This is a genomic window from Neopusillimonas maritima (assembly GCF_003576595.1).
Taxonomy (GTDB): domain Bacteria; phylum Pseudomonadota; class Gammaproteobacteria; order Burkholderiales; family Burkholderiaceae_B; genus Neopusillimonas; species Neopusillimonas maritima.
The window spans coordinates 243,071-264,610 of record NZ_NQOU01000002.1 but is presented as its reverse complement, the minus strand read 5'-3'; the positions used below and the strand labels follow the sequence as shown (position 1 = coordinate 264,610).

Sequence of the window (21,540 nt, the reverse complement as noted above, 5' to 3'; positions counted from 1 at the left end):
AAGCGACCGTTCAGAAACGTGCCAGCTCAGGCCGCTAAGCCAGCTTGCTAGTGTAACGTCCTTCTGGAGCGGCTGATTAGCTTTCAACATGGGTTTTGACTACCTTCGATACCTCAGCGAGGGCGGTCTCAAATTCTGCTAGATACAGGCGATACATTTCTTGGTAAGGCGATACATCAAAGGTTTTGACCCAGGAGTTGTAGTCCTTTAGCTGAGCAATTCGTTGGGCAAAATTGAATTGCACCATTGGGACTGCTGCGGCCATTACACGGGCAAGAGACTTTTCTAGCTCGGGAAAGTAAAGCCTCTGAATCATCCAAGCCCTATCTAATGGGGAAGGAACATCGTAGGGTTCTTTGGAAAAAACTAGCTTGCTATTCTGTTCATTCAACCAATTGGAGTACGTATACAAGATTTCGACTAGGGCCTCAGCTTTCTCCCGCAGAAGCTTTTTGCGCTCGCGTTTTCCGGAGAGTAGATGAGTAAGATACTGCGTAATCGCTCCACCCAAAACAGCGAGTAAAGCGCCCGTGATAACAGGGAGAAGCTGCATGGTCTCAACAACGATTGAAGGCTGGTCAGGTGTCATGGCTGTTGAAAGCTAACGTTAAGCAGACGACAAATGCGTCCAATAAGCTGAAACACAGGACAGGCTGCATGCGCTTTGAGAGCAGGAGTTCCGTGTTTCATCGGGTTGTTACGCCTCCGTACGATAGGTGCAATGCGGACACCCTTCGCCATTGTACTAATTGTCGAGGATTTGTCTGCTTTGAAGCGGCATGTTCAATGGCCGCTTGTGGCCGAATTCCGCCTTTCGCTGTCACTAACCACCACAATCTCTAAACCACTCAGCCTTCTCTTTCCTTCGGTTAGGTGGAATGTTATTTTTTGTAGCACAAACCTATAGCGTCATCAATACAAATCAATGACCCAACCCATTACCCTGCCGCAGCTTGAGCCTTTCTGTTTGGGCGCTGCCAATATTCTTCGGGGCAATATGAGTGCATCCGAATGCAAAGACTTAATCTTGGCATGATGTTTTTGAAACGGCTGTTGCCGGAGTGCCGAGAATGCAGGCAATGGTTGAAGGTGAATAAATTGGGGCGAGTTGCTGGTTTGATGCACAGATATTTAGTTAAATATGTGTATTTATTAATATACAAATTATGATGAAATGTATATTAATGGATATGCAGTGAGCGTTAAAAGCACTGCTAGGAGGCAATAGGTGCAGATCGTCGATTGCGCGGCGGGCTGGTCAGGGATATGCCATCGATGACGGCTCAATCAGTAGGATTGCTGATGAGTCGATCAACCTCAGCGGCGGCGGGGTCCGTCTCTTGCGCTAGCGGCAGCAGATTATCCTGCACGGTGCGTAGCACTCGCAGGCAGGTTGCCACGTCTTTGGATGAGATGCCTTGGAGCGCCAACTCATTGACTTCCACCGCTTTGGCGAGTGCAGGGGTTTGCAACGCCCATCCTTCGTCGGTCAGGCTGATGACGTATTTGCGCTTGTCGCCCGTAGGGCGCTTTCTTTTAACGAGCCCCATCGCCAATAGGTTGCGCACCGCAGTGACCATGGCTGGTCCGGCAATACCGGATTTTTGCGCGAGTTCTATTTGGGTGATCCCGTCGTTCTCCCACAGTGTACGTAGTGCGTACCACTGACCAATGCTTAAACCAAGCCGTGCCACGCGTTTGCTTAGTTCACGCTGAAGCAATCTGTTCGTGGTCCGCATATTGTGGCCGAAACTTTCAGCCGAAGTAAGAATCGGCGGTTTGCTTGGTGCGTGGGTCATTTAAGGTCCGTTTTGTTGAATTGATACCGACTTTCTGGGCGAAAACTGCGAGGATACAGGTGTTTTATTCTATTGCATTAACTTTGCTCCAATAATATTATTCGTTAATAAGTTAATGATTTTTTATGCGGTGGAGCGGTCGTTAAGTCGCTAATCCTTTCGCTTATGGCGTTAGCACTTGTGACAGGAGAACACAGCCATGCGGTTTGTCGCCATGTTTTTCGATGCATTAAATCCTTCGGACCTTGATCCTGATTTAACGAGAGCGCATTTCGAGTATTTGGCTGCGCATTCAGATCGCATCACCTCGGCAGGCGGCCTTCGCCCCCCCGAAGGAGGCGCGTTTTGCGGGACGCTTTGGGTCATCGAGGCTGAAACTGCCGCCGACGCTATCGAGCTGGTTGAAAACGACCCTTATTGTTTAGCGGGGCTTCGGCCAGACCGTCGAGTTTTCTTTTGGAATGCCGCGCCGATTCCGGCCAAGGCCTAATCTTAAATTAGGAGTATGAACCGTGAGTAATACCGCTATGCGAAAAGTTGTGACCTTACATTCTGACAACACCGATGCCGCTGTGCAGGGTGTTCCGCAGTATGTGGGAATTACGGGGAACAGCGCAGGTTCCACTGGCATCGCTATGAACCTGACAGCCTTTGGCCCCGGTGGCAAAGCCAAAGTGCATTATCACCGCGATTTCGAAACGGCTATTTATGGCATATCGGGCCGAATCGGGCTCTATCATGGCGCCCAATTAGAGGATTACTGCCTGATAGAGTCGGGTACCTTCTGTTTTATTCCTCCAGGTGTGCCGCATATCGCCTTTAACTTATCCGACTCTGAACCTGCTACTGCCATTTCCTCACGGAATGATGCGGCAGAACAAGAGAATGTGGCGCTGGTCCCAGAGTTGGAGGGCCTGCGCGATAAGGATATTGAAGAAATCAAACGTCGCTGACCAGACCTAAACTTCTCAAGATTAGGTGGCTCGGGCGCTGCAGCGCTTATCCAAGAAAGGTGTTCGTAGGGGCTTAAGGCTGCGAGAACTTGGTATATGATGTACTCACAACCCCGGAAAGCGGTCGATTTTGGAAAGCGCCACATTTGCATCGAAAATTTTGAAGCGCAGGTCGCGCACGCCCATTTTTTCCAGCCGTGCTGCATGCATTTCTTTGTAGGCGTTAAGGGTTTCGAGGTTCTCGAAGCAGTAGATACCACCTGCTTCGCCGGTTTCCGCGTTTTCAGTCCAAAGTTTCCAGATCAGGCCGGGTTCTTTGGCAATACTTTCAGCCAGCCCTTGCATCATTTCAGTCATTTCAGCGCCAAATGGGCCGGGTGAGGGGAAGTCGACTTGCAGAATTTTCATGGGTGGCTCCTTTTTGCTATCACCTATTCTAAGGAGAATCGCATGGCATGGGTAGCGGAAAAAGTAGCTTTAGTAATGGGTAGCGCTATTCGCGCTTACTCGGACTCTGATCTATACGTCGGATGTCTTCGCTTAACGCTTCAATGCGGCTCAGAATCGTAACCAATTGATCGTTTCGCAATTGGTCAAGCTTATCGTGTAGTGCCATGATCTCGATTTCCGCCTTCAGGTTGATTTCGTAGTCATGGCCGGCATCGATGCGATCATGGTGTAACTGACGGTTCTGAGCCATCATGATGATTGGCGCCTGGATGGCCGCCAGCATCGACATCACTAAATTAAGAAAAATAAACGGGTATGGATCATAAGCATTGGTGCCCATCCACAAATTCCCAACAGTCCATAGGCACAGGAAGACGCAGAATCCAATGATAAAGCGCCATGATCCGCCAATGCTTGCCATGACGTCCGACAGTTTTTCACCAAACGTCAGGTGCTCTTCGTAAACCTCAATGGTGTTTCGCGTGACCGGTTGTCGCTCGACCGTGCTTTTCATTACTCGTCGTTGAGCATCTGTAAGCGCCTCGTCATTGCGGCCAAACCATCGCTCAGCGAATTCGCGTTCCGTTTTCATTTTGATCGCCTCCTTAGTTTAATGACAATGCTTTCCTGGCCCGAAAGGTGACTGCTCCCATGCCTTGAACGACAGCGTATCCATATTGGAAAGGGAAAAAGGAGAATGGTCTAGCTTTCTCGGATGTCGATGGTACAAATCGTAGCTACTAAGTCCCAGCCGAGTTTGATCGCTCTAGCGCGGATTACGCCAATTAGCTAAGTGTTTGGAAGAAAGGTTCGCGATTACAGTGGTCATGCAAAGTGTGGGCCATAGAAAGGGGGCCTGCTGAAAACACAACCATTCACATCGGGGTCAGCCAAAATGGAAAAGACCTGGGTTTTGATCGCTAATTCTGAACGCGCTTATTGTTTTGAGCGTGCTGGCTCTAATCACTCTCTTACTCAACTGGCTGATTTCACTCATCGGCATCAACGTCTTTCTGATAAGGCCCGTGAAGGTGATTTAACAGGAGCCGCAGGTAAAGGGCATGGACGCACTGCTCATGCGGGTACGCAATTTGAACCGCATACAGAGACGCATGCGAAAGAGCGCGCCGCTTTCGCCAGGCAAATTGCAAGCTATATTAATGACGGCGTTGCGCAGAAACTTTGCACATCTATAGTGTTAATTGTTACGAGTCCTATGCTGGGTGAGCTTCGATCTTGTCTGGACGTGGCTGCCAAGAAATTGCTGCATGCCAGTGCTGTGGGAGATCTGACTGGCTTTGCGGGGGCTGAGCTGAAGTCGCGCGTGGACAGTGCTATTCAATCTTCCGGGGGTAAATCATGAAGTCGCAGTTGCACTGTGTTTAATTGTGGCGCTAGTGTGTTTTCCCCGAACCCGATGAGGATCCGGCCGCCACTTGTTCGTTCGAAAATCCAGCCAGCTTGGCATAACCATGCACAATGGCTTTTCGTTCGGCAAACGGCAGAATGGCCTCAAGATCATTAAAAGGTTCTGGAGAGAGCTTTTCTACCGCGTTGATGACATGCTCGGGTCCACCGCTGCGGTTGGTCGCTACAATTTCATTGACGATCGGCAAGCGCTCGTTTTCGTAACCTTTGAACGCCTTGGCCACAGACGATTCCTTGCTTAACCATTCCGAGAGCACTTTGCTGTCGAGAATGGCTTGCGCTGCGCCGTTCGCGCCAAATGGATACATGGAATGCGCTGCATCGCCCATCAGTGTGACACGGCCGAAACTCCAGCGCGGGAGCGGGTCGCGATCGCACATGGGGAATTCCCAGAACATGGGCGTGGCGGCCACCAGCGCTTCGATATCCACTTCGGGAATCGTAAACACTTTCAGAAGCTCTTGAACGTCGGCCAGGCGCGCTTGCCGATCCCATTCTTCGCGAGCAGGAGGCGGCCCGCCGGGCTCTGCCCGACGTACGACGGTGGCCCAGTTTGTCAGTTGTATGCCGGGTTTCGATCCCGATGCCATCGGGTAGCACACAAACTTGGCATCCATACCTCCCGTGTTCAAGTAAGTACGGCCGTCCAGGAAGGTGGGCCATTCCGCCGAGCCGCGCCACAGCATCAGGCCGCTCCAGCGCGGCGTACCTTCTTCTGGGTAGAAATGATGCCTTACAGCAGAGTGAATGCCGTCTGCGCCGATCAAGGCGTCTGCGTTGGCTTTGATGATGCTGCCATCAGCACGGCGGAATTGCGCAACGACCCCGTCGGCGGTCTCTTCCACGTTTTCGAATGCAGCATCAAGATGCAGTGCGCCCGGTAGGCGTTCCTCGACCGCATCTACCAGAACACGCTGAAGGTATCCGCGATGAAGAGCAAATTGTGGCACGTCGTAACCTGCCGCCAGCCCGCGGGGCTCGTCCCATACATTTTGCCCATGTCGCGTACGAAAATAAGTGTGCTCGATACGCACACCTACCTCATCCAGTGCGGGCAATACACCCAGTTCCTCCATTACCTTGGATGCATGTGGAAGCAGCATCAGGCCTACGCCCTGTTGCAACAGGGTCGGAACCTTCTCATAAATTTCGCAATCTACGCCTTGGCGATGCAGCGCGAGGGCTGTCGATAATCCACCGATCCCAGCTCCAACGATAATGACTTTCATCGGACACTTCCTTTGATAAGGCCAACCATAGCTATTAACGATTTATATTCGTTATTGGTTTTTCGTGTCAATACCGAATTCAGTTCGATTGCAGCTAAACCACTTTGGGGTTCAGGTGGACGAGTGCTGATTGTTACGTCAACTTAACCTTCCGATAACTCTCTCGCTCAATATCCACCACCTCAACACTTAGGTGCACGGTCATGCCATCCCCAAACTTGGGCATGTGTTCCAGCATGCCGTCGGTAACACGTTGACTGAAGTCTTGCTTGGCTTGCGCGTTACGGCCGGCCATAATTCGAATCGTGACGTGAATGAATCCGCGCCCGCTGTCTTCCAGCCCAACGCGAAAGTGGTCGGCGCGCACCACACGTGCTTTTAAATCGGCTTCGTCTTGAACTTCGGTGCTTTCAGCCAAACGTCGTGTAACGGCGTCCAGCATGGCGTTAAAGGGCAGGTCTGTTAAGTTTGGGGTGTATTCAATAACGATATGGGGCATTTGGGTTAGGAAGGGCAGTTGGTTGAAACGAAAGTTTAACGTTAGAGAGCACGATATGCCGAAACAGGTTGAAGCAATATGATTTGGGAATGGGGTTTATTGTTTGTGGCCGCCTTTTTTGCCGGGGCGTTGAATTCGGTGGCGGGGGGCGGCAGTTTCTTAACCTTGCCGGCTCTGGTGTTGGTGGGCGTGCCGCCGGTTGCGGCTAATGCAACGGGCACGCTGGCTTTGCTGCCTGGTTATATTGCGGGTGCCTGGGCGTTGCGGCACGAAGTTAAGAATTTAAAGCATGTGTCCATTAAGTTGCTTACGATGACGTCGGTTGTGGGCGGGGTTATCGGGGCATTACTGCTTTTATGGACACCTTCCGCCGTCTTCGATGTTTTGATTCCCTGGTTGCTGCTTGCGGCCACACTATTGTTTATTTTGGCGCCGCGTCTGGTTTCCAAAAGAAGGGCGGGGCCGGTGGGGCCGATCATCACTGCACCGGTGATTTTGGCTGTGGCGGTTTATGGTGGTTATTTCAATGGTGGGCTGGGTATCTTGTTGCTGGCCGTCTTCGGTGTGTTGGGGGTGGGTAGCCTGCACGTGGCGAATTGCCTGAAGAACGTGGTTTCGGCGTTGTTAACCGCTATTGCGGTCATCATTTACATAGCGGGTGGTCTTATTTATTGGCCGCAAGCAATTTGGATGATGGTGGCGGGAACGCTGGGTGGCTATGTGGGTGCGCGCGCTTCGCGTCATGTGCCGGTGCAATATTTGCGATGGGGCATTATTGCGATTGGGTTGTTAATGACCGCGTTTTTCTTTATGCGTTACGGGGTCTAAGTACAACGCGCCGTCGATATCAGTACTTTCACTTATTGTTGAGTCTGGGCCGAAGGCATACATTAACGGTGAAACAGCGTTTCTACATGTGAAACGCCTTTAAAGGTGATGGTCTGTAATCCATGCCTCTTGTTTAGCCATTAAGGAAATTTCATGGGCACTTTAAGTTCGCCTGCCTCCAAGCTCGGCTGGGATTGGGAACGTGTTCCAGGGTTGCCGCGTACGCATTACCTCGACAACCGTATGTACACAGACGAGGCCCTTTTCAACGATGAAAAGGAAAAGATTTTCAAAGCGCAGTGGAAGTTTGCGTGCCATGAAAGCGAAGTTCCGGAACCCGGAGGCTACCGTGTCATCAACGTTGCCGATACGGCGGTTGCCATTATTCGGGGCGCCGACAATATCCTGCGTGCGTTCTTGAATATCTGCCCACACCGGGGTGCAAAATTATTGCGCGATGTACAAGGCACCATTAAAGGTGATCGCACTACGTGTTTTTATCATCACTGGACGTTCACCACGGCGGGTCAGTGCACCACCATACCGCTGCCTCAGGGGTACTCAAATGAGGAAATTAATGCAGATAATGTGCATTTAAAAGCGGTGAATCTTGAGTCCCTTCACGGCCTGGTTTTTGTCAATCTATCCAGTAGCCCAAGTCAAACACTGAAAGACTTTCTGGGTTCGGCGATGGAGCAAATCGAGGCGCCGCTGAGCGACCTTGAGGTTTTTCATTACCATCGAGTGGTGGTTAAAGCGAACTGGAAGCTTTTCGTTGAAACGAATTGCGAGGGCTATCACGAACTGCTGCACTTGCTTAACCGAACGACCGCTTTGTCACAGCCGTCTTACTTGCAACGCAAGTGGTTGCTTCATCCTAATGGGCACCACACCTTTCAGCCTGCCAATATTGCGTACAACAAGCTGAAATTGGGCGATCGGGGTACCGACACACTGAACGGCATGACACCGAATATGCACGTCGTTACCGACCTTTTCCCAGACGTCATGATCAACGTGCGGTCGACTGTTGTACGAATCGACTCGCTGATTCCGGTCGAGCCGGGGCTGACGATTCTGGAGTGTCGTGGTTTGGGGCCTAAATCAGATACAGAAACCCAGCGCCGTGCCCGGGTCAAGCAGCACAACCAGGTTTGGGGACCAATGGGGCGCAACCTTCCCGAGGACATTTGGGCCATTGAGACGCAATGGGCGAACATGACGGCGCACGAGTATCCGTACTCCCTGGTTGCTCGTGAAGACAACGACCAGGCGACAGACGACTCGCCCGTTCGCAGTTTCTATGCCAAATGGCAGGAACTTACAGGCGTTTCGTCTTTTGATATTCATGCACCATTCAAAAACGGAGTCGCACATGAACAATGAGCAACGCGCTGCAATAACCGAAAGCTTGTTGGCCTCCGGACGTTATTTGGACCAGGGTGATTTCGCCTCTTACTTGTCACTTTTTACCGACGACGGGGAATACCAGCTTGTTTCCAAAGTGCCCGAAATAGATGGCATGGCAACCTGGATTGATCTGGACAAAACCGAGCTTCAGAACTTGCTGGATATGGCGCCGCGCCATTTGTGGAATAACGGGTTGCGCACTCATCAAATTAGCCCACCCTCGTTTCGTTTCTCGGAATGGGAAACACATACGATTGCGACCGTTTCAGTGTTCCGGACATGTTCAGAGGGTCTGACCTCGGTGTATGCGGTCGGTCATTATCATGACTGCTGGACACTCAGGTCTTCAGGTTGGCGTTTGAAGAAACGTGTCATGCAATTGGCTACGCGCAATCTCGCACCCCCATCGGCTCTCCCATTATGATGCGCTGCCCCTCACAGGGGTTTATTAACGTTAGGAGAAGTAATGAATACATCTGACAAACCCGGTATTCCGGGCCTGCTTCATGTAGACCACGTCGCATTGACCGTTCCCGATCTTGATGCGGCGGTTGCCTTCTATACCGATGTGATTGGGGGTGTTGAGCTATACCGTTTGGGGCCGTTCGACGCGCGTGAAATGCCGCTCATGCCCGATGGAAAAGACTGGTGCGAGGCGCACGTGAACGTGGCAGACGCCCGCCTGATGATTGCGATGTTGCAGATCGGTCCAACGATTATGTTGGAGCTGTTTCAGTATGATCGTCCCACCACGCGTAACACGACGCCGCCTCAGAATTGTGATCTTGGCGGCCATCATATTGCATTCAAAGTGGCAAATTTGGAGGCGGCTGTTGAATACCTCGTCAAGCACGATGTGCGTGTCATGAGCGGCCCTATCCAAATGGACGACGGTCCATGCGCCGGATTGCAAGTCAGGTATTTTCTTGACCCTTGGGGTAATCAGCTGGAGTTGGTGCAGTACGAGCGCCAGGCTTTCGAGGCCAATAGTCCTGTGTCAATTTACCGTTAACGAATCACAGCAGTTTTGTAAGGCTCAGGTTAATTAGGTAACCACCGAGGGATAGGAAAAGAAACAACAAGCCGGCGAGCCCGAAAGGTTTGAGCCCAACGTGGCGCAAGGATTTCAGGTTCGTGCTCAGGCCCAGTGCCGTCATGGCCATCGCCAGTATGAAATCGTCGATCTTGATGACGGTGGCGGTGAGCTCAACGGAAATGGGCCACGTTGAATTGATGGCAATCACCAAAACAAACAGAACCGCAAACCAGGGTACGGTAACGTTCTGAACGCCGGTTCTCTGTTTGTTTGCTTCAGTTTTCTTTCCCAATATAAGCAACAGGAATAAAAAAGGAACAAGCAACATGACCCGAAACATCTTTTCGACCACGGCTGTTTCAGTGGATTGATCGCCTATCGCATTAGCCGCCGCTACAACTTGAGCCACCTCGTGCACGGTTGATCCAACATAAATGCCGTATTCGTTGGGGCTCATTTCCAGGTAAGGAAATAGTTGTGGATAGACAAACATGGAAATGGTACCGAAGATGACGACGGTCGCCACAGCGACAGAGACTTTTTCAGCTTTTGCCTTGGTGATGGACTCCGTTGCCAGGATGGCAGCCGCGCCGCAAATCGCACTGCCTGCACCAATAAGCAGGCATGTTTCATTATCGAGTTTGAAGAGTTTCTTACCCAAAAACAGGGCGATTGTTAACGTGAGTACGACGATAGAGAGGCCAATTGCGATTCCCGAAAGTCCCAAATCGTACACCTGCTGCACGCTCACGCGAAAACCGTAAAGAATGATGCCGAGTCTCAACAAAGTTGATTTCGAAAAAACAACGCCTTGGATGAATCGATGAGCGTAAGGCGGGAACAGGGAGTTCCCTGCCAATAGTCCAATGACCATGGCGATCGTCAAGGGGCCAAGCCCCATATTTTGTACCCATGTGTTTTCGGCGATATAGAGGCCCAGAAGGGCAAGGAGCGTGACGAACAGTAACCCGCTTATGAGTCCGGCAAAACCGGGGGTGAAAAATTCTTCTAGTTTTTTACAGGCGGCTGATGCGTTCACTGACGTGGCTTTAACAGAGTTTTAATATCTGCAAAGTCTATAATTTTGAAAGAGATATTTCTATTGGTTATATCTCATGGGGCGATAAGTTTTAGTTATGAAGTTAAATTTGCATCTAACGCGCATCTTTTTTACTGTCGTTCGTGAAAATAGCTTTTCCAAGGCCGCTAAAGTTCTTTTCGTAAGTCAGCCGGCCGTTTCCAAAGCCGTGCGTGAACTGGAAAGCCAGTTGGGGCTGGATTTGCTAGAAAGAACTACGGGTGGACAATCAAAAACGGGAAGGCTTCGGCTTACGGACAGTGGACGCGCGCTTTACGCTCGCGCCGATGAAATATTCGCGCTTGAGCAGTTGGCGATCAACGACCTGGAGGAGCACCTGTCTGCTTCTCAAGGCAGGTTGACCATTGGCGCCAGCACTACCGTTGCAAGCTATTGGCTGCCCCCTTTATTGGCGCGCTACAGGGAAGGACACGAGGAAGTTGCGCTACGCGTTGTTGTCGGGAACACCGAGTCAATATGTCATGATCTGAAGGAATATCGTATAGACTTGGCGATTATTGAAGGGACAACGGAAGATCCGCTCATTCTGGCTAAAGACGTGTTAACCGAGAAGCTCAACTTAATTGCGCCGGTGAGCTTTCAACTTTCGTCCAATCAACATGATGCGATGACACAATTGAATAGTGCTGTATGGCTGGTTAGGGAGCGGGGCTCTGGAACGCGTACCGTGACGGAAAGTCTATTGCGAACGAATGATATTGTGCCGTCCAAAATAATTGAATTCGGTAGCAGCGAGGGGATTGCGAGGGCCGTATCCCATGGGCTGGGAATATCAATGTTGCCCAATGTGGTCACCAAAGAGCTTGCCGAACTGGGTCGAGTAAAGGTGATGGCGCCTGCTTTTCTGCCGGAGTTTCAACGTAAGCTGAAACTATTGACCAGGGTGAACAGTACGCTTTCGCCCGTGGCCGAAGATTTTGCGTGCCAGATCATTAGCGCGCTTCCCGAGAAGCAAAGCGCGTCTTAGTTATTTTCAACGGAAATTGGGTTATATGACGAAAATGGGCCGCCAGTCAGCCATTGATAAAGCGCTTGAAATTCTTTTTTGTGTTGCCGACCAACCCCGCGATGTCGGGATTTCGGAGGTTGCCGACATACTCGGGTCCGACAAGGCGACTGTTTTCAGGGCGTTAAAGGCGCTTGAAAAGCACGGCCTGATCGAGCAAAACGAAGAGACAAAAAAATATCGGTTGGGACTGAGAACGGTCAATCTTGCCGGCCAGAAACTGCGTGGTATGTCAGTTGCCTCAAGGGCGCAGCCCTTTCTTAGCCGGCTCGCTCAGGACACACAGGAAACAGTTCAATTGTCAGTGCGTAGTGGCGACAATGTTCTGTATCTTTCGGTTTTCGAGACGCCACAGCCCATGCGGGTGGCATCGGAGGTAGGAACCCTTGCACCGCTGCATTGTACGGCGGCAGGCAAGCTTTTTTTAGCATTCGACGAGACTAACCTTCACGAATTCGCTGCGCGCGCCCCGCTGGAAAAGCGCACTGACAAAACCATGACAGACATCCGTACGCTTCAAAAAGACATCGAACTGATACGCAGTCGAGGATGGAGTATGGATGATGAAGAGTTGCTGGCCCACTTGCGTGTGGTGGCCGCGCCTATCCGGGATTTTTCCGGGAAAATGACCGCCGCCATTGCGGTAGGCGGCCCCACCCCACGTGTTTCTCCGGAAAAAATAGATGAGATGGTGAAGGCTGTTTTGGAAACAGCCCACCAGATTTCAGGACATCTTTAGCACCGTGAGAATGCGTGATGATCTTCCGTTAAACAGCCTTAAACGCGCTTGTAAAAATGCCTGTTATTGCAGCATTCTTGGAAGATACAGAACCGTGTCCGGATAAAGCCATATCAAGGCAATGCAAAGAACAAAGCTAAAGAAAAAGTAGAAAACGTTTTTAAAGATGGCGCCTATTTTTATGTCTGGCGCAAGCGCACTGACCACAAACACGTTTACTCCAACGGGTGGGCTAACAGACCCGATAGTGGTCACAATGACCAGCATCATGCTGAACCAAATCGGATCAAAGCCCAATGCAGCCGAAAGCGGGAAAAATATGGGTAGTGTGACCACCAGAAAACCCAGTGCATCAACAAACGCCCCGCCAATAAGGTAGATAAGCAAAATCGCCACCAGGATGATATCGGGCGATACCGGCAAGCTTGTGACCCAGGCTGCGAGCTCAGACGGTAGGCGTGTGAGCGTTAAAAACCGCCCAAATACAACGGCCGCCGTGATGAGCATAATCACCATTGCAGAGATACGCAACGACTCCAATACTGCTTCAATAATACGAGGGATCGTCAGGCCCCGCCGAACTAAACCAATGACGAGCGCACCGAAGGCACCTGTTGCGCCTGCCTCGGTTGGGGTGAAAAGCCCTGCGTAGAGCCCCCCGATTACAAAGCTGAATAGGGCTAGAGTCTCCAGCACACTCAGCCCGGCGATGAGTTTTTCTTTTAACGTGGTGGCCGGGCCTTTCGGGGCTGCCGAAGGGTGGCGCCAGCAGATGAAGGCGATCGTAGCGATAAAGAGTAGCGTGAGCAAAATGCCCGGAACAATGCCGGCAAGGAATAGCGCCAGGATAGATTGTTCTGTTTGAATGCCGATGACAATCATGACCACACTGGGCGGTATGACAGCCCCTAGTGTGCCCCCAACCGCGACTGCGCCGGCGCTGAGTGCGCGCGAATAGCCATAGCGTTTCATTTCCGGCAGCGCGATCATGCCCATCGTGGCGCTGGCCGCCGCATTGGACCCGCATATGGTCGAGAAGCCGGCAGACGCGACGATGGTAGAAGAGGCGAGCCCACCGGGTGCACGACCCAGCCAACTATAGGCGGCGGCATAAAGTCGTTCGGTGATCCCGGAACGAAAAGCAAGTTGACCCATTAAAACAAACAGTGGAATCACACTTAAGCTATAGGAAGAAAATTGGTCCCATACGGTTGTTGAAACCAGATGTGTAGCGGCGGAAAAAGACAATATCGAGGCGATGCCTGCGGCACCGGCCAATAACATCGCGAAGGCGATTGGCATGCCAATCGCCATCAGCACAAACATACCTACGAGACCTAGCAAGGCCATGTGAATCGTTTCCATTCAGTTACCGATCCCTTGACGAGAGTTTTAAGTTTTTTGGGGTTGAATAATCGTTGTGAATGAACGAACACAATCTGCCAGCAACGCAAGGCCAAGCGCTCCCATACCCGCAGACAGGACGAGAACCCATGGGTAAATCAAGAGGCGTAACGTTTCGGAAAGCGAGCCGGAGGCTTTCTGAATGATCCCCAGCCTGAAGGTGTAGTACGTTAGCAATACAACAAGGAGGAGTGAAAGGATTGAGCTAATGAACTCAGCCGTTGCGGCCGTTCTTCCTCGAAACCGTTCGCTGATTGCCGTGATGGCAACGTGCCCTTTGTGGAGTTGTACATACCCCAGGGAAAGGCCCATTGCCATAGCGGATAACCAGCCGATAAATTCGAACGAGCCAGCTATTTGCATGCCCATTTTGCGAAGGACGACATCGACGACGGTTAGAAACATTAAGCCCAGCATTGCCGTTGCAGCAAGGGCAGCGAACCCTTTGTTGATAATCTGGTTAAGCTGCCCTAGGAGAGACTGATGAGGATCGACGAGTTTCATTATTGCTTCTGAAGCTCTTTTATACGTTCTATGTACTTCTTGCCTGGAAGGCCTTTTGCTTCCGTGGCAACGATCCATTCATCAACGATCGGAGCCATTTTTGCGTCCCATCGTGCGGTTTCTTCATCGGAGAGTGTCAGGATTGTTAAGCCTTGCTCTTTCTGGGCCCACTCCAACGCACCGTTCACGTTCTCTTCATCGTGATAGCGACCTGTCCATGCGTGCATTTCGTCGCCCAGTTCATTGAGCACTTTCTTAACATCGTCGGGCAGGGCGTCCCATTTTTTCTTATCCATGACGGCCGCGAAAGTGGACACAACCATGGGGTACTCGGTGACGTACTTCAAGTTTTCCGCCAAACGGAAATCACGAAGGACTTCCCTTGAGGTCATTGTGCCGTCGATGACACCCGTTTGAACGGCCTGGGGAACGTCGGGCATGCTCATGCCGACAGCAGAGCCACCCAGGGCCTCGATAACCGGCACACCGCTACCCGTTGCACGTAATCGCATGTTGGCAAGGTCTTCGAGGTTGCGCACTGGCTCCTTCGATTGAATATGCCCTGGTTCCGACGTAAACATCGCAAGTACTTTAAAGTTTTCGAACTCTTTGGGTTGAAACTCGTTAGTGACTTCCCATAGAACACGGCTGGCCTCTGTGGCGTTTTCAAAGCCTAGGGGAAGCGCCATGCCGGAGGTGAGCGGAAAGCGGCCCGGATCATAGGAAGGCGCGGACAAGCCGATATCGGTTACCCCCATGGTCACGCCGTCCCACATTTCACGCGCTCCCAATAGGCTGCCACCTGGGAATGTTTCAACTTTGACTTTGCCGTTGGTGCGTTTGTTAACCTCTTCGGCCCAATGCGTCATCTGTTTGCCGGGGAAAGTGCCTGCCGGCGCAAAGAAAGCGTATTTAAGCGTTATTTCCTCTGACAAGGCAGGGAGTGATACGGTGGCAGCGACACCAAGAACCAGACCGCGTAAAAGTCGAGATATTGAGAAAGTGGACATGGGGAAACCTCGAAAAAGTGACTACGTTAAGCACGACTGAATGACACATGCTTCGAAAGCGAAACGGCGTCTTGCATTGGCAAACGCCGCTTTCAATTACTTTAAAGTTAAACCTTTGTCCAAATAGTTAACAATCGGTGTTTTTACTTATGAAGCAGAAGTGTGCATAGAAAGGTCGCGACGTTGTGAATTGGAGGATTCATTTGCAGGCCTCCCATTTTCCCGTTCGGTGTGATGCAGGTTAAAGTGGCGGCGTTGTATGTGTTTTTTTACGTTATTTGCCGGTTGGGCGTACTCGTCAGGAACAGGAATTTATGTGTACATCGCTTATTTATCGCGACGCCAGTGATCGCCCATACTTGGGTCGAACGCTTGAACTGAGTATGAATTTACCGTATCAGGTGTCTTTCATGCCGCGGCAAATAACAATGACATCCAAGGTTGATACGCAACCGGCGCTAACCTGGACGACCAACCATGCGTTTATCGCAGTAACCATGCCGGAGGTCGTACCGCAAGCGGGGTCGGCAATAGATGCTTCAATACTCAAAGTGGTGGAAGGCGTAAACGATGCCGGCCTCACTTTTAGTGTGCAAGCCTATGCTCAGGCAGGTGGGCCCCAAGCCGCACTCGACGGCGATCAACCCGCGCTATCGGCGGCGGATCTGGGCGCTTATGTGTTGGGTCAGTACACCACCGTGGCCGATGTTAAAAGCGCATTGGCAAGTTTACCGGTGGTGCTTGAGCGCGTACCGATTCTGGGTGGTCTTGAAATGCCGTTTCATTACGTTGTGCACGATACGACCGGCGCCAGTCTGGTCATTGAGTTTGATCACGGGGTTCGTACCTTGTACGATAACCCGGTGGGTGTCATGACGAATGCGCCGCCTTTTTCGTGGCACCTTACGAACCTGAATAATTACACTTTTCTTTCAAACGTTGATCGTTCGAAATCGCAGTTTATGGACTACCAGGCCGTTGCGCCGGGTGCCGGGATTGCAAAAGCAGGGCTGCCGGCTTCAGACACGTCTGTTGATCGTTTGATTCGTGCCGCGTTTTATGCTCACTACGCTGAAAAACAGTCTGATCCCGATAAGGCCGTGCAAATGGTGGCCCATATCATGAACAATTTCGACCGACCTCGCGGCATTACCATTGACCCACCCGAGGTGGGAAGTGGCCATATGCACTTCGAAGGGCAGGCGGTTGAAGCTGTACCAACGGAATTTACCAGTTGGACCAGCATTACCGATCTTACGCGGCACCAACTGTTTTTGCGTGATAGTGGCGGAATGAGTTATGTGCGTCTGGATCTAAAAAACCTGGAAGACAACACGGAATTTATGTCGGTGCCGATGGCTAAATTGATGTCCCCCGTGCCCGATGCGACGGTGGTGTTCGCCTAAATTTGCTCGAACCGGTCGAAACGTCGCTCAGTAACAACTTCATTTGTGTCGATTTGATCGACACGCGCCGGGGGCGGGCCCATTAACAACCACGACAACATTTGGTCGATGACGTCGTGTGGCCCTTGCAGCAACGCTTCAACTGAACCGTCGTGATTATTGCGAACCCAGCCGGTTAGCTTCAAGAGGTGCGCTTGACGCACGGTGGCAGCCCTGAAGCCCACACCTTGTACGCGGCCGGTTACCGTTACGCTAACTGTTTCAACGTTGTCGAAGGAATGAAGTTTTTGCATGGCCGCCATTATATATAGCCTGTGCTGCATTTCACGCTTCGCCTCGTGTAGCACATCTGGCGTGGGTTTTACCGTATAAGCGACGATGTTACCCTGTAAAGCGATAACCGCAGCGGCTTGACCGTTGCGGGTGTTCGAACCAAACAAGGGGATGGGTAGTGAATTGTCGCAACGGTGAGGGCGTTTTCGTCGTCCAGGTGCAGGCTTTATTGGTTTGTGTTTTTTTTCTAGGTCTTTTTGCGTTGGCGCCTATTGCAGCGGCCCAACCTTCAAATCCTTCCAGTGTGTCCACTTCCGCCGAAAAGTCGGTGTCGTCTGACGGCGAGCCTGCGTCATCGGTCGATACCACGCTTTCGTACGCTGTGTTGGCCGATTTGCTTGCAGATGAAAAGTCACGCAATGCCTTGATAACACAGCTTCGGCAATTGGCAGACGAGCAACCGGGGAATAAGCCCGGGGCTGATCAAGAAAACGCAAAGAATCAAGACGACGGGGCGGCCCAAGCCGATTCTGATTCTTCCGGCGCGTCAACTGAGGCTGAAGCACAATCGATGGAAGGCGCTGCCGGTTCTCTGCAGACATTTGCCGCCGATATGGCCAATGACTTTTCCCAAACGGCCGCCATGCTTCGTGGGTTATTTGCCGGCGAAGGCATTCATGAGATGAGTGCTGCGCAATGGAAATCGCGTTGGTTGAGTTTGGTGCTGGTGATCGTGAGTACCTTGGTGGCCTTTGCTGTGTTTCGCTTGGCCGCGTTGTTTTTTTTCCGCCGGCTGGACGCATGGGTTAAGCGTAACCAGGCGTCCAAGCCAAATAAACGCTCAGCTCAGCTCATACCACGTATTGGTGCCGCTGCAGGTGCGCTGGCTATCGACGCCGTGACGATCTTGTTGGCAGCTTTGGCAGGTTATGGACTCTCTTTGTTCATCCAAGAGAAATGGCAAATACCTTCCTTATTGGGCTTGCTCTTTGTCAGCGCCTTCGTGGCCATTGAAATTGCACGGTCGCTATGCCGCGTGGTGTTTGCCGAAAGGCATCCCCATTTGCGTCTGTGGCGCATGAGCGATACCCAGGCCAAATACTGGAGCGGATGGCTGCAACGCATTATTGGCCTTACCGGTTACGGCATGCTGGTGGCGGTGCCGGTTGTGCAGCAAATGTTAACGCCGTCCATGGGCCGAATTGTTGGCCTGTTTATTATGCTTGGTGTTTACGTTTATGCCGTGCGTGTTATTTGGCGCAACCGGTACGATGTGCGCGCGCGGATCGAAGGGTGCGCCGAGACGGCTTCTAATGCGTTTTTTGCAACGCTGTATCGCATTGCGGGTCGATTATGGCACTGGGTTGGGTTGGCGTACTTTACCGCCTTGCTGGTTGCCACGCAGGCCGACCAACAAAATGCATTGCCTTTCATTACCGAGGCGACATTGCGCACTTTGGTGGTGGCGGGGGTCGCCACTTTGATTGCTGCAATGCTTTCATCATTGTTGGCCCGCAAAATCAAGCTTTCAGATGACATTCGAAGTCGGCTTCCCTTGCTTGAGTCGCGTCTGAATTCTTATGTGCCCGGCGCGATTCGCCTATTGCGAGGCGTGATTCTGGTGATTGCCATTTTGTTGATTCTCGACGCCTGGCGCGCCTTTAGCCTTTCTGAATGGTTGTATTCCGCGCAAGGGAGGGCTGCCATCGCGGGCATCGTGCATGTGGCAGTGATTTTGCTGTTTGCCATGGGGATCTGGACGGTTGTTGCCAGCATTATTGAAAGTAAGCTGAATGATGATCCGTCTAACGGGACGACTGAACGACAAAAGACGTTGCTCCTATTGTTCCGAAGCGCGGCCCTGGCTGTGATCGTGACCATGACGGTGCTCATTGTGTTGTCGCAAATTGGTGTGGATATTGGTCCACTAATTGCCGGTGCCGGGGTGATTGGTTTGGCAGTCGGTTTTGGTGCGCAAAAGCTCGTGCAAGACATTATTACCGGGGTGTTCATCCAGCTTGAGAATGGCATGAACCACAATGATGTGGTTGAAGTGGCGGGTATTTTCGGTACGGTCGAGAAAATTACCGTGCGTACGGTGGGTATTCGTACGTTGGATGGCGGCTACCACTTGATTCCTTTCTCGGCCATCGACAAAGTGTCTAACCATATGCGTGATTTTGGCTACCATTATGGCGAATACATTATTGCCTATGGTGCCGACGTGGATGAAGCGATTGGCTTGTTGCACGAGGCGTTTGACGAGCTTATGCAAGACCCCGAGCTAGCCGGCATGGTGCTCGACAAGATCGACATTCCCGGCGTGACCTCTTTGCACGAACGTGGTTACAACATCCGTGTGTTGATCAAGACCATTCCAGGTATGCAATGGGCGGTGCAACGTGGCTTCAACAGGCTGGTGCGTAAGCGTTTCGCTGAGGCCGGTATTGATCTTCCCTATCCGCAAACAGTATTGCACTTCGGTAAACCGCAACCGGGCGATATTGATCCGCGTAGTCTTGGGCAAGCATAGTTTGGGCCAGATATTGCAGCTAATTCCGGCTCTGGTCGCTGATCACCCCATTGTCACATACAAGGCAAAAACTGATTGCTCGTCGTGTCACGGGGCAGTTCCCCAAACCGTTCCCGATAATATGCCGAGAAGCGCCCCAAATGCCCGAAGCCATGATCCAGTGCAACGCGAGTAACATTGGCGCCTGGGCAGCTTTGCAACTTTTCACGTACGGCATCAAGCCGCATATTGCGCAGCAGCACCATGGGCGATACACCATAATATTTGTGGCACAAAGCATTGAGCGATCGGGGGCTTAGGCCCGCTGCCAGCGACAGGTCGACCAGCGAAATGGGTGCACACAAGCGTTGCTGAATATAGGTTTCCATGCGCTCAAGTGGGGCTGAGTTGCCCTTAAAGGGGCTGCTTGAGGCCGGAGTGTAGTGGGAGACCTCGGGCTTTCCGGCGTCGGCGGTTTGGTGGGTTAACAGGAACAGCGCAATGGTTTGTTCGAAGTGCGCGAGCCATAAATTATTCAGCTTACCGGCGCCATTGGGAAGGTCGATGGCTTGTTGAACCAGTGAGTGCCAGATCAGATTCAGGCTGCCATCGAGCTTGAAAGCAGGCGATGTAAAGCCGGCGACTGCCTGGGTGGTGCCTGATGGGGCTCCGTTGAAATGCCGGCACAGAAGGTGGTGGGGGACTTTAAGAATAAGCTGTTCGCTGCCCTCCTGCCAGTGAATACCGAAATGATGCTGTGGGGACAAAACGGCCACGTCCCCCTGGCCGAAGGTTTTTCTGCAGCCGCCGATTTCCACCTCGAATGAGCCGCTTAAAGGGGTTTGTACGAGCGAAAATCCTTTGAACGGGCTGGCCTCTATATTCACCTCTGCACCGTAGGTGAGTTTCATGACGCTGATGTCGTTCAATTTGCGTTGGAACAGCGTGGTATCTACCCGGCCCTTGCCCAGAGTCAGGTCGTGTTCGCTTAATATGCCGCCCAGCTTCGCCCGCACCTCAGATGGGGAGTCGGAGTGAAAAACAAGGTGGTCGTTAAGCTTGGAGAGATTGAGATGTTCCAAGTGTTGCACGGTATTGGCCCGGTGGTTTGAGACGGCAGGGTAAAGGTGGCGCCACTCTGCCACATTCGGTACTTTAGACGTAAAGGAATCGTGAGTGGAATCAGGGACTTCCCGTGGTCTAAAGGGCGTCCGGCACCGGGCAGGTAGAAATGGCGCTATCCTTTTCGGTAGTGCTAAAACCAACTGGGGGAAACCATGAGTGAGAGAGCGGCGGTGATCGCCCTGCATTATCAGAACGAAGTTTTGCACCCCGATGGCAAAATTCGTGTTGGCGTGGATGATGAAACCGTACGTGAACGCGTTATTGCCGGGGCCGCCGAAATGCTTGCCTTGGCAAGGGAACGGCAATGGCCGGTGATGCATGTGCGCATCGCGTTTCGCCCTGATTACGCCGACTGCCCGCGCAATACGCCCATTTTTCGCAAAACGGTTGAGTTGGGTGCGGTTAAGGAGGATGAGTGGGGTACTGAGTTCCTGGCGCAATTGCAACCGCTCGACAATGAACAAGAATTTATTGTTACGCATCAGCGTCTTAGCGCATTTGCCGGAACGCAGCTTGATCATCTGTTGCGCATGCTGGATGTGCGCCATCTCGTTATTGGCGGCGTTGCGACGCATTCTGTTGTTGAACATACCGTTCGGGACGCTGCTGATCGGGGTTACGAGGTAACCATTGTCGCCCAGGCATGTGCATCGGGGTCGCCCGAGTTGCACGACGCGGCGCTGCGTAGTTTGGCACTGGTTGCCCAGGTGACGGACGTGCAGAGTCTTGCGCGTGAAAAAGCCCTATAGTGAGCCATAAGCGGACAATGCCTGCCAGTTATGGCTATTGTGCGGTTTCGGGTCGTAATAAATTGATTCTGAGGAATGACT

Annotated in this window: 24 protein-coding genes; 12 read left to right on the top strand and 12 right to left on the bottom strand. The window is 51.9% G+C overall.

Features of this window, described 5'->3' with window-relative positions; all coding sequences use genetic code 11:
• Positions 1-76 precede the first annotated feature (76 nt).
• Positions 77-589 carry a hypothetical protein gene (locus CJO09_RS06235; RefSeq protein ID WP_119441603.1) on the bottom strand — a complete coding sequence of 171 codons (513 nt, stop codon included), beginning with the start codon at positions 587-589 and terminating at the stop codon, positions 77-79.
• Positions 590-1,283: 694 nt separating this feature from the next.
• The gene (locus CJO09_RS06230; protein ID WP_119441602.1) at positions 1,284-1,799 is read right to left on the bottom strand and encodes a MarR family winged helix-turn-helix transcriptional regulator; all 516 of its coding nucleotides are present in this window, start codon (positions 1,797-1,799) and stop codon (positions 1,284-1,286) included.
• A gap of 199 nt (positions 1,800-1,998) precedes the next feature.
• Here CJO09_RS06230 and CJO09_RS06225 point away from each other — a divergent pair, with 199 nt between their 5' ends.
• Complete coding sequence (locus CJO09_RS06225; RefSeq protein ID WP_119441601.1) at positions 1,999-2,289, top strand: YciI family protein; 291 nt, start codon at positions 1,999-2,001, stop codon at positions 2,287-2,289.
• A gap of 22 nt (positions 2,290-2,311) precedes the next feature.
• A complete protein-coding gene (locus tag CJO09_RS06220; RefSeq protein ID WP_218961036.1) occupies positions 2,312-2,752 on the top strand; it encodes a cupin domain-containing protein in 441 nt (146 codons plus the stop codon).
• 105 nt (positions 2,753-2,857) lie between these two features.
• On the opposite strand, the gene CJO09_RS06215 is transcribed toward CJO09_RS06220, so the two are convergent.
• Both CJO09_RS06215 and CJO09_RS06210 read right to left on the bottom strand, forming a co-directional pair.
• The gene (locus tag CJO09_RS06215; RefSeq protein ID WP_119441599.1) at positions 2,858-3,160 is read right to left on the bottom strand and encodes a monooxygenase; all 303 of its coding nucleotides are present in this window, start codon (positions 3,158-3,160) and stop codon (positions 2,858-2,860) included.
• A gap of 85 nt (positions 3,161-3,245) precedes the next feature.
• The gene (locus CJO09_RS06210; RefSeq protein WP_119441598.1) at positions 3,246-3,794 is read right to left on the bottom strand and encodes a DUF1003 domain-containing protein; all 549 of its coding nucleotides are present in this window, start codon (positions 3,792-3,794) and stop codon (positions 3,246-3,248) included.
• 303 nt (positions 3,795-4,097) lie between these two features.
• Between CJO09_RS06210 and CJO09_RS06205 the strand changes: the two genes are divergently transcribed.
• Positions 4,098-4,565 (top strand): host attachment protein, encoded by a 468-nt coding sequence (locus CJO09_RS06205; RefSeq protein ID WP_119441597.1) that lies wholly within the window; start codon positions 4,098-4,100, stop codon positions 4,563-4,565.
• 31 nt (positions 4,566-4,596) lie between these two features.
• Here the strand turns inward: CJO09_RS06205 and CJO09_RS06200 are convergent, their stop codons facing one another.
• Together CJO09_RS06200 and CJO09_RS06195 are read right to left on the bottom strand one after the other, a co-directional pair.
• Positions 4,597-5,859, bottom strand: coding sequence for a flavin-dependent oxidoreductase (locus CJO09_RS06200; RefSeq protein WP_119441596.1), 1,263 nt, complete (start codon positions 5,857-5,859; stop codon positions 4,597-4,599).
• Between the two features lie 133 nt (positions 5,860-5,992).
• Positions 5,993-6,358 (bottom strand): 5-carboxymethyl-2-hydroxymuconate Delta-isomerase, encoded by a 366-nt coding sequence (locus CJO09_RS06195; RefSeq protein ID WP_119441595.1) that lies wholly within the window; start codon positions 6,356-6,358, stop codon positions 5,993-5,995.
• Between the two features lie 78 nt (positions 6,359-6,436).
• Here CJO09_RS06195 and CJO09_RS06190 point away from each other — a divergent pair, with 78 nt between their 5' ends.
• The 4 genes from CJO09_RS06190 to CJO09_RS06175 all read left to right on the top strand — a co-directional run bounded on the left by CJO09_RS06190 (position 6,437) and on the right by CJO09_RS06175 (position 9,608).
• The gene (locus CJO09_RS06190; RefSeq protein WP_119441594.1) at positions 6,437-7,186 is read left to right on the top strand and encodes a sulfite exporter TauE/SafE family protein; all 750 of its coding nucleotides are present in this window, start codon (positions 6,437-6,439) and stop codon (positions 7,184-7,186) included.
• Between the two features lie 153 nt (positions 7,187-7,339).
• On the top strand, positions 7,340-8,572 hold the full coding sequence (locus CJO09_RS06185) for an aromatic ring-hydroxylating oxygenase subunit alpha (RefSeq protein WP_119441593.1): 1,233 nt from the start codon (positions 7,340-7,342) through the stop codon (positions 8,570-8,572).
• Positions 8,562-9,020, top strand: a complete 459-nt coding sequence (locus tag CJO09_RS06180; protein ID WP_158582718.1) for a nuclear transport factor 2 family protein — start codon at positions 8,562-8,564, stop codon at positions 9,018-9,020. Before CJO09_RS06185 ends, CJO09_RS06180 begins: the two co-directional genes overlap by 11 nt.
• Positions 9,021-9,062: 42 nt before the next feature.
• On the top strand, positions 9,063-9,608 hold the full coding sequence (locus tag CJO09_RS06175; RefSeq protein ID WP_119441591.1) for a VOC family protein: 546 nt from the start codon (positions 9,063-9,065) through the stop codon (positions 9,606-9,608).
• A 4-nt stretch (positions 9,609-9,612) separates the two neighbouring features.
• Here CJO09_RS06175 and CJO09_RS06170 read toward each other — a convergent pair whose 3' ends face one another.
• Complete coding sequence (locus CJO09_RS06170) at positions 9,613-10,671, bottom strand: YeiH family protein (RefSeq protein WP_119441590.1); 1,059 nt, start codon at positions 10,669-10,671, stop codon at positions 9,613-9,615.
• Positions 10,672-10,768: 97 nt separating this feature from the next.
• On the opposite strand from CJO09_RS06170, the gene CJO09_RS06165 reads away from it, so the two are divergent.
• Together CJO09_RS06165 and CJO09_RS06160 are read left to right on the top strand one after the other, a co-directional pair.
• A complete protein-coding gene (locus CJO09_RS06165) occupies positions 10,769-11,698 on the top strand; it encodes a LysR family transcriptional regulator (protein WP_119441589.1) in 930 nt (309 codons plus the stop codon).
• Positions 11,699-11,723: 25 nt separating this feature from the next.
• Positions 11,724-12,476 carry an IclR family transcriptional regulator gene (locus CJO09_RS06160; protein ID WP_119441588.1) on the top strand — a complete coding sequence of 251 codons (753 nt, stop codon included), beginning with the start codon at positions 11,724-11,726 and terminating at the stop codon, positions 12,474-12,476.
• A gap of 63 nt (positions 12,477-12,539) precedes the next feature.
• Here CJO09_RS06160 and CJO09_RS06155 read toward each other — a convergent pair whose 3' ends face one another.
• From CJO09_RS06155 to CJO09_RS06145, 3 genes are read right to left on the bottom strand one after another with little or no spacing between them, the layout of a single operon-like run.
• A complete protein-coding gene (locus tag CJO09_RS06155) occupies positions 12,540-13,841 on the bottom strand; it encodes a TRAP transporter large permease (RefSeq protein ID WP_119441587.1) in 1,302 nt (433 codons plus the stop codon).
• A 27-nt stretch (positions 13,842-13,868) separates the two neighbouring features.
• Positions 13,869-14,384, bottom strand: coding sequence for a TRAP transporter small permease subunit (locus CJO09_RS06150; protein ID WP_158582717.1), 516 nt, complete (start codon positions 14,382-14,384; stop codon positions 13,869-13,871).
• Positions 14,384-15,394 carry a TRAP transporter substrate-binding protein gene (locus CJO09_RS06145; RefSeq protein ID WP_119441586.1) on the bottom strand — a complete coding sequence of 337 codons (1,011 nt, stop codon included), beginning with the start codon at positions 15,392-15,394 and terminating at the stop codon, positions 14,384-14,386. Before CJO09_RS06145 ends, CJO09_RS06150 begins: the two co-directional genes overlap by 1 nt.
• Before the next feature lie 314 nt (positions 15,395-15,708).
• Here CJO09_RS06145 and CJO09_RS06140 point away from each other — a divergent pair, with 314 nt between their 5' ends.
• Positions 15,709-16,800 (top strand): linear amide C-N hydrolase, encoded by a 1,092-nt coding sequence (locus tag CJO09_RS06140; RefSeq protein WP_119441585.1) that lies wholly within the window; start codon positions 15,709-15,711, stop codon positions 16,798-16,800.
• Here CJO09_RS06140 and CJO09_RS06135 read toward each other — a convergent pair.
• Positions 16,797-17,093, bottom strand: coding sequence for an acylphosphatase (locus CJO09_RS06135; protein ID WP_114419362.1), 297 nt, complete (start codon positions 17,091-17,093; stop codon positions 16,797-16,799). The genes CJO09_RS06140 and CJO09_RS06135 overlap by 4 nt on opposite strands.
• Positions 17,094-17,251: 158 nt before the next feature.
• On the opposite strand from CJO09_RS06135, the gene CJO09_RS06130 reads away from it, so the two are divergent.
• Positions 17,252-19,606: a mechanosensitive ion channel domain-containing protein gene (locus CJO09_RS06130; RefSeq protein ID WP_119441584.1), complete on the top strand. Its 2,355-nt coding sequence runs from the start codon at positions 17,252-17,254 to the stop codon at positions 19,604-19,606.
• Between the two features lie 53 nt (positions 19,607-19,659).
• Here the strand turns inward: CJO09_RS06130 and CJO09_RS06125 are convergent, their stop codons facing one another.
• A complete protein-coding gene (locus CJO09_RS06125) occupies positions 19,660-20,667 on the bottom strand; it encodes an AraC family transcriptional regulator (RefSeq protein ID WP_218961035.1) in 1,008 nt (335 codons plus the stop codon).
• Positions 20,668-20,862: 195 nt separating this feature from the next.
• On the opposite strand from CJO09_RS06125, the gene CJO09_RS06120 reads away from it, so the two are divergent.
• Positions 20,863-21,459 (top strand): cysteine hydrolase family protein, encoded by a 597-nt coding sequence (locus CJO09_RS06120; protein ID WP_119441582.1) that lies wholly within the window; start codon positions 20,863-20,865, stop codon positions 21,457-21,459.
• Positions 21,460-21,540: the final 81 nt, after the last annotated feature.